This window comes from Sporofaciens musculi (genome assembly GCF_009830285.1).
In the GTDB taxonomy this organism is placed as follows: Bacteria; Bacillota; Clostridia; order Lachnospirales; family Lachnospiraceae; genus Sporofaciens; species Sporofaciens musculi.
Map to the genome: position 1 here is coordinate 1,248,103 of NZ_WUQX01000001.1, position 11,754 is coordinate 1,259,856.

The following is an 11,754-nucleotide window of genomic DNA, read 5'->3' on the forward strand; positions in this document are numbered from 1 at the left end:
CGTAGAAAAATCAGAATCGGGAACGACGTGTGGCTTGGAAGAAATGTTCTCATTACCAACTATGCCGATATCGGGAATGGAGTAATAGCAGGCGCAGGCTCTATTATTACAAAAGACGTGCCGGATTATGCAGTAATAGCCGGAGCGCCGGCAAGAATCATAAGATATAGATATTCCTTCGATGAAATAGAAGGTTTAAATAAAATAGGTTGGTGGGAGTGGAGCGATGAGAAAATAAGAGAAAGATATGAAGATTTTTATCTGCCAGTCGGAGAGTTTATCAAAAAATATCAAAAAGAAGGTTAGGAGTGCTGGCAATGGAAAAGAAGTATCTGATATGGGGAACAGGAAATATAGCGAAGCTGTTTTTAAGTACGCATATTAATGAATTCTTTTTTCGTAATGAAATTGTTGCATTTGCAGACAATGATATTAAGAAAAAAGGGAAACTGTTTTTTGACAAAAAGATTATCCTGCCGTATGAGATTGAGGAATATACTTTTGATGTAATCTTAATTTGCTGCAGCGCCGAGAAAAGTATTATTCGACAGATTAGAGAGCAGTTAAAATTTCAGGGAATGGTTTTGACAATGAAGGATATTTTAATTGCTATGTACAGTTTTTATCACGATGAATTAAGAATATACGATAAGAAGATTGTGGTTGTTGGGAATCCGAATAACAGGGAGACAAATCTAAGCCGAGTATATATTTTTAAAGAAGCAGAATATGTTGAGATTAACCAGGTAGAAAAGCTTAAGAGCATGGAGTATGATTACGTGCTCTGTACATGGCCTTCTGAATATTGGCATATAAGTTCAGACAAAAGGTATGAGATTGTTGAACGTAAGTTGATTGAAAAGATTGTGGAAGCAGGGGGAGTTGACAGGAAGCTTGTGCTGACTTTTTCTGTAACGGGAATATACTGGAGTGTGGATAAAAGATATTCTCTGGGAGAGGAAAATCCCAGGCAGGTATTCCTTTTAATTAAGCCAGGGGTGGGTACAGTAGGGCTTGGAGGGGTGATCTTACAGGTAATTCCCAATATAGTGTATGCGAAAAGGAATCGTATGATACCGGTTATAGATATGGAGTCCTTCAAGAATAGTTATGTGGCGCAGGATAGAATTGGTAAAGAGAGTGGATGGGAGAAATTTTTTAAGCAGCCTGGGCAATGGCATGTAAGGGATATACAGAGGAGTAAGAATATTGTAGAAAGTATGGTAAAAAGGCCCAATATCACCATAGACGAAGAAGACTTAAACAAATATCTGGAAGCCCAGCCAATCTTAAAAAAGGAAGTAGACGAATATTGTAATACTTATTTTATAGGCAGCCGTCGAATACTGGGCGTTTTAGTCAGAGGAAGCGACTATGTGATTATGAAACCGTATGCTCATTGTATTCAGCCAGATATTGGCGACATGCTGAGAGTTGTCAGAGAAAAATTTGAGTCAGGAGGATATGACTTAATCTATTTATGCACAGAAGAAGAAGCAGTTGTAAATCTATTCAATGAGGAATTTGGGAAAAAAGTTTTTTATTATCCGTCAAAGAGGGTGGAATGTGCAGTGAAAGGCTATTTATCAGAAAGCTCGATGTACAGAGAGCAGAATCTTTATCGAGTCGGAGCTGATTACTGGATAACGCTGAACGCTTTATCCAAGTGTAATGCATTGGTGGCGGGGGATTGCAGCGGCACTCAGGTAGCGATTTTGTTAAACCAAAGCCGGTATGAAGATATCTATGTATTTAAACTTGGGAGATATGGAATAGATGATATCGTAAGCGAAGGAAAAGGAGAGTTTAGTGAGGCGTCAAAAACATAAAAAGGGAGATTTTGAAATATGGGGTTTTCGCGTTCTGAATCGCTGGATGACATTAAGAGACAGAGGCGAATCATTAACCATGTACTTTGAAGATAATGATTTATACAATATTGCAATCTATGGCTTAGGCGCTTTAGGAATACATTTGTATGAGGAGCTTCGGGAAGGAAAAGTTTCAATAGAATATGGTATAGATCAGAATGCGTCCGGTATTAAGGTGGATGGATTGGATATTAAAACATTGGAGGATAGGCTTCCGAGGGTTGATGCGGTTGTTGTAACTCCCATTGCATTTTATGAAATAGAAAAGAAAATACAAAAGAAAATGGGAAAGGAAGTTGCAATTCTTTTTATAGAGGATGTGGTGGATTATTGTTTTGGAAAATAAAGCAGCTATTCTGACTTGGTGTTATAACGGAGAGATAAATTATGGGCAGATTTTACAGTGTTATGCGATGCAGAAGCTTGTCCGCCGGTTTGGATATGAGCCTAAGGTGATTCGTTATAGAAAACAGGAGGAAAAGAGATATCTAATTGGGAGTGGAAAAGCAGAACGGTTGGATGATTGGTATGAATTGTGGTACCGGTTAGCAAAAGTAGAACACAAAATTGACATACGTATTTTAAGGTTTATTTGTTTTATTAAGAACAATATATCTTTATCAAAACAATGTTACACCAAAGAGCAGGTCGAAGAGGAATGTAAGGATTGTAAGGTGTTATTCTGCGGAAGCGACCAAATTTGGAATCCTCTGGTATTTGATGATGTATTTTTTTTGAATTTTGGAAGCAAAACTCAAAAGCGGGTCGCATTTGCCCCCAGCGGGATTTGGAAAGAAAATATGCAGACAGAAGAATTTTATGAGAAGATAAAGGAATATATTGAGCGTTTCCAAGTGGTATCTGTCCGTGAGGATGAAAGTGCAGATATTTTCAAAAAGTATATTAAACAGAAGATACAGGTTGTTGCAGACCCCACATTATTGCTCGCAAAAAAAGAATGGAACGATGTTTCTTCTATTCAGAATATAAAAGAACCATACATCTTCTGTTACTTTCTGGGAAGATTCAGACCATATAAAACATTATTGAAAAAAATTATGAAAAGCTGCCATGTTAATAAAATATTTTTTACGACCCCTGGGATATATTCAGAGGAGAATGAGTTAAATAGAGATGAATTTTTTTGTGCAAAGAATCATGCCGGCCCTGCAGAATTTCTGGCGTTGATTCGGGATGCACAGGCAGTATGTACAGATTCTTATCATGGATTAATATTTTCTGTTATTTATGAAAAGCAATTCTATATTTTTGAGCGAAATACACCATACAGGCATCCGGGAGCCAATATGGCCAGACAAGAAAGCGTATTGCGAAGGGTTGGAATTTTTAGTCAGCGTAGAATCAGATGCATAAGAGATTTGGAGAAGATAGAGTTCATTGATTATAAGAAGGTTGATTTAGAAAAACTATGGTTGGAAGCCAAAAAAATAATGGAGTGTGTACAAAATGATACATAAAATGCAAAAGGAAGATTGCTGCGGATGTCAGGCTTGCGTCAGTATATGTCCGCAGAATTGTATTTCACTAAAAACGGACGAGGAAGGTTTTTGGTATCCTATGGTGGATGAAGCAGAATGTATAAGCTGTGGGAAATGTGAAATAGTATGCCCTTTTATGTCCTCAGAGGAATGCGGTAAAGAAAAAGAAATAGATGTCTATGGCGCTTGGTGTACAGAGGAGGAGGTAAGATTTTCAAGCTCTAGCGGAGGTTTGTTTACCGTATTGGCAGACGATATCATTGAGCAGGGGGGAGTTGTGTTTGGTGTTAAGGTTGGCGCTGACGGTGATATTATACATTCTTGTACGGACAGCAAAGAAGGCATTTCTCAGTTCCGTAAATCCAAATATGTCCAGAGTAATATGAAGAATACATATCAGGATGTGAAGGGATATCTGGATATTGGGAAGAAAGTATTATTTTCAGGTACCCCTTGCCAGATTTTGGCGCTGCATAGATTTTTGGGTAAGAATTATGAAGGACTGTATACAGTGGACGTCATCTGTGTAGGAGTTTCCAGCCCCGGAGTCTGGAAAAAGTATTTGAAGCAGTTGGAGAATGAAAACCAGGGAAAAATCACAAAGATCATATTCCGTCATAAGGAAACGGACGGCGTTGTTTTGAAGAACGGACAGAGAAATCTTACGCTTCATGTTGCATTTGATAATAGCAAAACCTTGTATCAATATTGTGATGAGAATATGTTCTTTAATGGCTTTTTAAACAAGCTTTATCTGCGTCCCTCCTGTGCAGCTTGCAAAGCAAAAGATTTCAGGTCGGGAAGTGATATTCAATTAGGTGATTTTTGGGAAATTGAAAAAATGTATCCGGAAGTGTTAGATGTATCGGAAGACGGAGAAAGAATTCCGTTTGGTATTTCCGAAGTTCTTATTTATACAAAAAAGGGACAGGAATGGTTTCAGAGAATCAAGGATAGAATTAATTGTTTTAAGGCTGATCGGATGTTAGTTGAGTCTGAGCAGACAGATACAAACTGGTATTTATTGAAATCCGGCTCACAGCAGCATTGGAATAGAGATACGTTTTTTAAGGAGTACAAAGAAAACTCTGACAATGTATATGAATTGATAAAGAAAAACTTAAATATTCGCAATCTGGAAAATTTGTCCGGGAAGAATATCGGCATGTGGGGGAGTTATAATTTAAGAAACAGTATTGGAATTATTTCGGATTATACGGATTGTGAACTGAAGTTTCAATTCAGAAATTCGACAATATGCAGTTTAATGTCAGAGCCGAACACTCAGCTTCAGTATATGAAAGGTTCGTCCAATCCTTTTAGAAACCGGATGCTCAGAAACGATATTGAGAAAGAATTTCGTACCAATATTGAAAAGTATGCCAGTGAGGCGGATTTTTTCATTATGGATTTGTTGGAGGAAAGATACGACAGCTTCATTGTTGGGCAGACCATTATCACGAAAAGCGAGGGCTATTTTGAGACTACTGGTATACAGGGGATGCCGGTTTTTATAACCTTCGATATGTGGAAAAAAACATTTTGTGAATTTATGGAATTCGTACAGAGATATTTTTCGATTTCCAATATGATGATTGCTGAAAACTATTTGTGCAGCCGATATGGAAGGATTAATGCTCCTAAATATGAATATAAGGAAAAGAATAAGATTAATCGGATAAATTCTATGTTGGAAGAAAGATATAATTATATCCGTACGCAATGGCCGGAAATAAAAATGCTTCCGCCGATTCCTGACAGTCTGCTCTATACAGAAGCTTCTCATAGGTATGGATGTGTGCCAGAGCATATGAATCGCAGCGCCTGCATCTATCTGGCGCAGGAAATAGGAGAGGCGGTTGGGCAGTAAGAATAGGGAGGAATGGATGAGAATCATTATATTTGGATGCGGAAACATTTACAGAAAATATAAAAACAAGCTTCAAAATGGGGTTGAAATCGGTGGGATTATAGATCATGATGAAAAGCTTCATGGAAAAAAGCTTGATGGAATTGATGTCTGTTACCCTAAGGAGATTGAAAAATTTGATTATGATTATATTGTATTGATGAGTGATTCCGCCCCTGAAATGGGAGAGCAGTTATTACAATTAGGATATAGTGAGAAAAAAATTATTCACTATTTAGATTTTTTTGGTATGTTTCCCTGTGAGATGAAAAAGTACGCAGGAGTAAAAAATGATAATCGAATCAGCGGAAAAAGATTACTTATTGTCTCTGTAACATTATCATTTACCGGCGTGCCGATTGTTTCTTTATTAACTGCTAAAGCTGCCGTTCAATTAGGATATGAAGTAACCATAGCGGCAGATGGGGGCGATATCCGATATATTCAGGAGGCAGTAAATAATGGTATAGACGTGCTTATTTGTGATAATCTGAGAAATGCATCGTTGCAGAGGCTTTCATGGACAGAGAGATACGATAAGATATTGGTTAATTCGCTTCCAATGATACGTCTGGCAGTAAAGCTTGCCAAGAGACGTGAGGTGAATGTTTGGATTCATGAGAATCCAGACGAGTATGAGCGTATCAGATATTGGAAAAGGGAGATTGAGGCAGGCATTCAAAAAGAGACGCTTAGAATATATGCACCCAGTAAACGGGCGGCATACCATTTTGAACGGTGGTTTGGCTCTCAAAAAGAAGCGGTGATTTTGCCGCTGGGAATAGAAGACAGGGGAGATGCCGGTACTTTTATTAATAAAAAGATTTGTTATGGGCTGGTAGGAGAATTGGTGAAACGGAAAGGGCAGGACGTTTTCATGTCTGCGGTGGAACAGTTGCCTGAGAACATATTAAGGGATTCTTTTTTCTTCTTAGCAGGGAAGAAAAATATCTTTGGATTCGGTAAAGAGATTGTTAAACGGGCTGCGATGATTAATAATTGTTTTCTTCTGGGTGAACGTACACGGCAGGAGATGACAAAATTGTATCAGATGTTGGATGTTGTGGTTGTAGCGTCCCGCGAGGAAACGGTTTCTATGGCTGCCATAGAGTCTATGATGATGGGAAAGGTTTGCATCATATCAAATCAAACGGGCATGGCAGAATATATTGAACAAGGCAGGAACGGATTTATCTTCCAGAGTGAAAATGATAAAGAACTTAATTCTTTAATGACATGGTGTTATCAGCACCAGGAGCAGCTTAAAAAAATAGGACAAAATGCACGGAAAACCTATGAGCTAAATTTTACGATGGATATATTTATGCGCAATATCCAGAAGATATTGCAATAATAGAAAGGGAAAGGATTACCTAAATGAATCGTGCAGGCATTTTTGTGTTTTATGATGCCCAAGGACTGGTTGATGAATATGTAGAATTCCTTTTAAGCAGTACGGACAGCGTTCTGCAGAAGTTGATTATTATTATAAATGGAAAAATTGGGAAATCGGGATATAATAAATTAAAAAAATATTCGGACAGTATATTTAAAAGAAACAATTATGGATATGACGCCGGTGCGTATAAAGATGTTTTTATGCATTTTATGAATAAAGAAAACTGGAAAAACTGGGATGAAATCCTTCTTTTTAACGACACATTTTATGGTCCTATATTTCCATGGGAAGGTGTTTTTAGAGAGATGGAAAAAGAAGAAGTTGATTTTTGGGGATTAAGCAGACATCCTGGCGGGGGCCGCATATTAGCATCAGGCCAAGAAATGCCCCCGCATATTCAAGGATATTTCTTGGTTTGTAAAAAGTCAGTATTTTTGTCATCTCACTGGCAGAAGTTTTGGGAGGAATTAGAATATCCAAGAACATATCGGGAAGCTGTGGAAAATTTTGAAATCTATTTTTCAAGTTATTTTATTAAAAGAGGATACCGATGCAGTGCGCTCACGGATAAAATACCTATTAATATTGAATACGGTAAGAATCCTTTTATGTGTTATTTTCGGGAATTAGTCCAGAAGTTTAAGTTTCCGGTGTTAAAGCGGAAAGTAATATGTCTGCCATACCTGGATGAAGTAAAAAAAGTAATGGAATATATCAATGATCATACAGGTTATAATACAAGTTTTATTTATTCTCATATAGAACGTTTATGTAATGAAAATATTATGAATCCAATCTCACCGTTTGAACCTGTTCAAATATCTCGGTTTTATCATACGCATCGCAGAGTATATATTTTTGGGTATGGTATATGTGGTAAAGGGCTTGCAAGATACTTTGAGTATATGGGATGGAAATACGAGGGATTTATTGTTAGTAAAAATGAAAAACACGGAGAAAATGTACATACGTATGCGGATATAAAATTTGACAGGAAAGATGGAATAATTCTCGCGGTGAGTGAAAAAACGTTTTATGAAGTTTATTCAATGTTAAAAAAAGATATGGCGGATAATCAATTATTCTATCCACAATATAAGGAGCAGTGATGAAAAATGTATATGATATAAGACATGAAAAAAATTTATTATACATATTATCTCCGAATGGCGACAGCGATGAGAAGGAAACTGTTTCAGAAAATATATATGCGAAAACGGCGGTAATTTTTTACTTATATTATCTTCACACTCTTTCAGTCTATCTTCCCTATGTGGATGGAGTATCTAAGGATATAGATATCTATATTATTTCTTCCCGTAAGGAGGTGTTAGAGGCAGTCCGAACCCATTTGAATCAGTCTGGCAGGAAACGAGTTCAATATATTCTGAAGGAAAACAGGGGGAGGGATGTAAGCGCGCTTCTGGTTGAGGGCGCCGAGATTATAAAGCCGTACAAATATATCTGTTTTCTTCATGATAAGCAAGCGCGTAACGCAAAAGTAAAGCAGGACACGGATTTGTGGATTGAAAACCTTTGGGGGAATCTTATGGGAGGCTCCGATTATGTTGCCAATGTTCTCCGAATGTTTGAAGAAAACCGCCGCTTAGGAATCTTGGCGCCGCCAGAGCCTGTGGGGGACAATTTTTGTACTTGGTATGGGTATGGATGGCATAAATCATATAGCGTCACCAGAGAGCTTGCCGACATGCTTCAACTGAATACTGATCTGTCGCCGGACAAACCGCCGATCACGATTGGGACAGCATTATGGTTCAGAAGGCAGTCATTACAGAAATTATTTGATTTTGGATGGCGGTATGGAGATTTTGATGACGGGAAGCTTAGATATCAGGACTATCTAAGTTACGGAATTGAGCGTATCTTTGCCTATGTGGCACAGGATGCAGGATTTGACACGGGAACTGTTATGACGGTCGATTATGCCAGAAAACAGACTAATTATCTTCAATATTCCACTAGTATTCTTTTTTCGGAAGCAAAGCGTTTCTTTCCGGTTCCTTGTATCAGTGATTTGAAGGCTTATAAGATAAATAAAGAAAAACTGCTTCGCTTTGCAGGAAAAAACAGGAATTTATACTTATATGGAGCAGGCGAAATGGGAAGATTCTGTTTTTTCTTGCTGCGGGAGGCAAACCTGTTTCCACAGGGCTTCTTGGTCAGCGGTAGGGACGGTGGCAGCATGGTCTGCGGGCTTGCGGTAACCTCTATTCAGGATAAAAAAGAATGTCTTGATTGTGCAGTAATCGTTACTGCTTTCGAGGAAAGAATTAGAAATGAAATGGTAAAAAACTTAAAAGACAGAGGATTTTATAATTATTTGGTTTTTTGGGGGGATTAAAGTTGGTTTCCATGGAGAGAATTGGAAAGCTCTGTGAAGATACGAAACGTCTTGTCATTTATGGGGCGGGTACGGTTTCTAACATTCTATATTTGTACTTAAAATCAAAAGGACTGTCTGAAAAGATACAGTGTTTTGCTGTGACAAAAAGGGAAAATAATCCTTACTATAAATATGGATTGGAGGTGCTGGAAGCAGAAGACGCAGTTCAATTGTATCGGGATGCGTTGGTACTGGTGGGTGTTCAGAATATATTGTCTGAGGCAATCAGAGAATATCTGACTGCGCTTCAATATGAAAATTATGAATTTATAGACGTAGAAAGCCTGATTCATATTTTTTATGACAGATTGTATCGCAGCCCTATACAGAAAAATAAGATTATCTTTTCAAACATGAAAGATATGGGGTATGGAGGCAATCCGAAATATATAGCGGAAGAATTATTGAAGTCGGATTTGGAAAAAAGACTGGATTTGGTATGGGTAGTTTCACAGCAAAAATATTCATTCCCGAAGGGAATAAGGACGGTTGAAACAGGAACTTTTGAATATTATTATGAATTAGCCACAGCGCATATGTGGGTGGATAATACGCGGAAGAATTTTGACGCCAGAAAGAGGAGGGGGCAGTATTACATCCAGACATGGCATGGGGCGGCGCCCATAAAAAAGGTGGAAAAGGATGCGGAAGGTTCGCTTCCAAAATCTTATGTTGCAAACGCAAAAAAAGATTCTGAGATGGCGGATGTGTTTCTGTCAGGCAGCAAATTTTATACAGAACTGTATCGAAAATCTTTTTGGTATGATGGTCCGATTCTGAAGGTGGGGCTTCCGCGTCATGATGTTTTCTGGAAAGGAGAAGTTATACGCAGGAAAGTTTTTCAGCATTTTGGACTGATGGAAGAAAAATGCATGGTATTATATGCGCCTACTTTCCGCAAAGATTTTACAAACCAATATTATGATATTGATTTTACTGCCGTACTGTCGGCGCTGACAAAAAGGTTTGGCAGGGAGTTTGTTCTTGCTGTAAGCAAACATCCGGATAATCGCTATCTGGAATATGATTTTGCTCAGAAAGATTTTATCGCAGTTGACAGATATGATGATTTTGAAGAACTGTTAAAGGCTGCTGATGTCCTGATTTCAGACTATTCTGGATGTATGTATGATTTCTCATATACCAGACGTCCTGTATTTTTGTATCAGAGGGATTATGAGTCATATAAAGAGGACAGGGATTTTTATGTGCCGATGGAGGAGCTTCCTTATATCAAAGCGTATTCTAATGAAGAACTGGTTCGGCGTATTGAGGAATTCGATATGGCGGCCTATCAAAAGAGGCTGGATACATTTATGGATGGAATGGGCAATTATGATGATGGAACTGCATCAAAGAAAGTTTCAAAATATATATGGGGCATTTTGGATAAGATGACCTTAAGCATCAGTGAGGAGAATGCGAATGCAGAAAGTATTATGTTTGCTTTATCACAGGATTCATCCTGTGAGAGATGATATCTATCATCTGACAGTCTCCCCGAAACATTTCGAGGAGCAGATTAAATATTTGAAAAATCATTTCCCAATATTTCGGTTTGAGGAGGATTGGGCAGAGAAAAGGGAGGATGGGGTGGTCATTACCTTTGACGACGGCTATGAGGATAACTATGAATATGCGCTTCCTATTTTAGAAAAATACAAGGCTCCGGCAACTGTATTTGTGGCAACCGGATATGTGGACGGGAAGCAGGAATACTGGTGGGACGAGCTTGCCAGAGTGCTGACGGGAAACAGGGAGTATCCCAGGCAATTTGATTTACAGGATTCGCTGTATCATTACACATGGGAAACGGACAGCTATGAAAAGCGGATCGATTTAGTAAAATCCCTTCATTGGCTGCTGAGGATGGAGTCAGAGGTGGAACGGGCCAATTCATGGATTACGCAGCTAAGAAGCTGGGCAGGGATTTCACCTGAAGGAAGACGTGAAAATCTTCCTATGAATCGGGAGCAGCTCCATGAATTGAGCAGCTCACAATATATTACGATCGGCGGCCATACGGTGAACCACAGGTCGCTGGGGGCAAAGTCGCTGGAAAGCCAGCAGTATGAGATAGGGGCTTCGGTAAAATATCTTGAGAGAGAGTTAGGGAAGGAGATTGAGGTATTCTCTTATCCTTTTGGATCTCGGATGCATTTTAACCAGAATACCTTTGAGGCATGCCGCCGACATGGCATCAAAAAGGCGGCCTCAACTCTGAGAGGTGTGTGGAAAATAGGGTGTAATCCATATATCGTGCCGCGGATGGAGGTTAAGGATTGCAGCGGGGAAGATTTTAGCAAATCAGTCTGGCAGTTTTGGAGGTATGACGGATGAAATATATAGGGACAATTGAGCGCGACAATGAACTTAAGGGTGCAAGCCAGATTGTAATCTATGGGGCCGGAAAGGTTGGAAAAGAGGTTTTGGGCTTCCTAAAGGAAAATGGATGGCTGGGAAGGGTGAGCTGTTTTTGCGATAATGACAATCGGATGTGGGGAAGCAGCGTAGAGGGAGTTTTGGTTGTTAGTCTTTTGGAAGCCACCGGCAGGTATCCCCAAGGAACCTACCTGATTGCCAGTCTGTGTGTGCGCCAGATGTTAGAGAGCCTGCTTGGATACGGGATAGAGGATATTCATGTTATACGGGAGAGCTGACTTTGGGGCAGC

At 38.9% G+C, this 11,754-nt stretch carries 11 protein-coding genes; all 11 read left to right on the plus strand.

Annotated features, from left to right (window positions below; translation table 11 throughout):
• Nucleotides 1–27 precede the first annotated feature (27 nt).
• The gene (locus GN277_RS06220; RefSeq protein WP_159750305.1) at nt 28–306 is read left to right on the plus strand and encodes an LbetaH domain-containing protein; all 279 of its coding nucleotides are present in this window, start codon (nt 28–30) and stop codon (nt 304–306) included.
• 11 nt (nt 307–317) lie between these two features.
• Nucleotides 318–1,829: a hypothetical protein gene (locus GN277_RS06225; protein ID WP_159750306.1), complete on the plus strand. Its 1,512-nt coding sequence runs from the start codon at nt 318–320 to the stop codon at nt 1,827–1,829.
• 79 nt (nt 1,830–1,908) lie between these two features.
• Nucleotides 1,909–2,217, plus strand: coding sequence for a hypothetical protein (locus GN277_RS06230; protein ID WP_159750307.1), 309 nt, complete (start codon nt 1,909–1,911; stop codon nt 2,215–2,217).
• Nucleotides 2,207–3,349, plus strand: coding sequence for a polysaccharide pyruvyl transferase family protein (locus tag GN277_RS06235; protein ID WP_159750308.1), 1,143 nt, complete (start codon nt 2,207–2,209; stop codon nt 3,347–3,349). The genes GN277_RS06230 and GN277_RS06235 overlap by 11 nt, the downstream gene beginning before the upstream one ends.
• A complete protein-coding gene (locus tag GN277_RS06240; protein WP_159750309.1) occupies nt 3,339–5,240 on the plus strand; it encodes a Coenzyme F420 hydrogenase/dehydrogenase, beta subunit C-terminal domain in 1,902 nt (633 codons plus the stop codon). The genes GN277_RS06235 and GN277_RS06240 overlap by 11 nt, the downstream gene beginning before the upstream one ends.
• Before the next feature lie 16 nt (nt 5,241–5,256).
• Nucleotides 5,257–6,633, plus strand: coding sequence for a glycosyltransferase family 4 protein (locus tag GN277_RS06245; protein ID WP_159750310.1), 1,377 nt, complete (start codon nt 5,257–5,259; stop codon nt 6,631–6,633).
• Nucleotides 6,634–6,656: 23 nt separating this feature from the next.
• Nucleotides 6,657–7,787 (plus strand): rhamnan synthesis F family protein, encoded by a 1,131-nt coding sequence (locus tag GN277_RS06250; RefSeq protein WP_159750311.1) that lies wholly within the window; start codon nt 6,657–6,659, stop codon nt 7,785–7,787.
• Nucleotides 7,787–9,040: a rhamnan synthesis F family protein gene (locus GN277_RS06255; protein WP_159750312.1), complete on the plus strand. Its 1,254-nt coding sequence runs from the start codon at nt 7,787–7,789 to the stop codon at nt 9,038–9,040. The genes GN277_RS06250 and GN277_RS06255 overlap by 1 nt, the downstream gene beginning before the upstream one ends.
• Complete coding sequence (locus GN277_RS06260; protein WP_204162710.1) at nt 9,028–10,560, plus strand: CDP-glycerol glycerophosphotransferase family protein; 1,533 nt, start codon at nt 9,028–9,030, stop codon at nt 10,558–10,560. Before GN277_RS06255 ends, GN277_RS06260 begins: the two co-directional genes overlap by 13 nt.
• On the plus strand, nt 10,508–11,422 hold the full coding sequence (locus GN277_RS06265; protein ID WP_159750314.1) for a polysaccharide deacetylase family protein: 915 nt from the start codon (nt 10,508–10,510) through the stop codon (nt 11,420–11,422). The genes GN277_RS06260 and GN277_RS06265 overlap by 53 nt, the downstream gene beginning before the upstream one ends.
• Nucleotides 11,419–11,742 (plus strand): nucleoside-diphosphate sugar epimerase/dehydratase, encoded by a 324-nt coding sequence (locus tag GN277_RS06270; protein WP_159750315.1) that lies wholly within the window; start codon nt 11,419–11,421, stop codon nt 11,740–11,742. Before GN277_RS06265 ends, GN277_RS06270 begins: the two co-directional genes overlap by 4 nt.
• Nucleotides 11,743–11,754 lie beyond the last annotated feature (12 nt).

What these genes read in the sequence shown, in the direction of transcription:
- GN277_RS06225 (WP_159750306.1), top strand. Translation starts at nt 318, where the DNA reads ATGGAAAAGAAGTATCTGATATGGGGAACAGGAAATATAGCGAAGCTG.
- GN277_RS06230 (WP_159750307.1), top strand. Translation starts at nt 1,909, where the DNA reads ATGTACTTTGAAGATAATGATTTATACAATATTGCAATCTATGGCTTA.
- GN277_RS06240 (WP_159750309.1), top strand. Translation starts at nt 3,339, where the DNA reads ATGATACATAAAATGCAAAAGGAAGATTGCTGCGGATGTCAGGCTTGC.
- GN277_RS06245 (WP_159750310.1), top strand. Translation starts at nt 5,257, where the DNA reads ATGAGAATCATTATATTTGGATGCGGAAACATTTACAGAAAATATAAA.
- GN277_RS06250 (WP_159750311.1), top strand. Translation starts at nt 6,657, where the DNA reads ATGAATCGTGCAGGCATTTTTGTGTTTTATGATGCCCAAGGACTGGTT.
- GN277_RS06255 (WP_159750312.1), top strand. Translation starts at nt 7,787, where the DNA reads ATGAAAAATGTATATGATATAAGACATGAAAAAAATTTATTATACATA.
- GN277_RS06265 (WP_159750314.1), top strand. Translation starts at nt 10,508, where the DNA reads ATGCAGAAAGTATTATGTTTGCTTTATCACAGGATTCATCCTGTGAGA.
- GN277_RS06270 (WP_159750315.1), top strand. Translation starts at nt 11,419, where the DNA reads ATGAAATATATAGGGACAATTGAGCGCGACAATGAACTTAAGGGTGCA.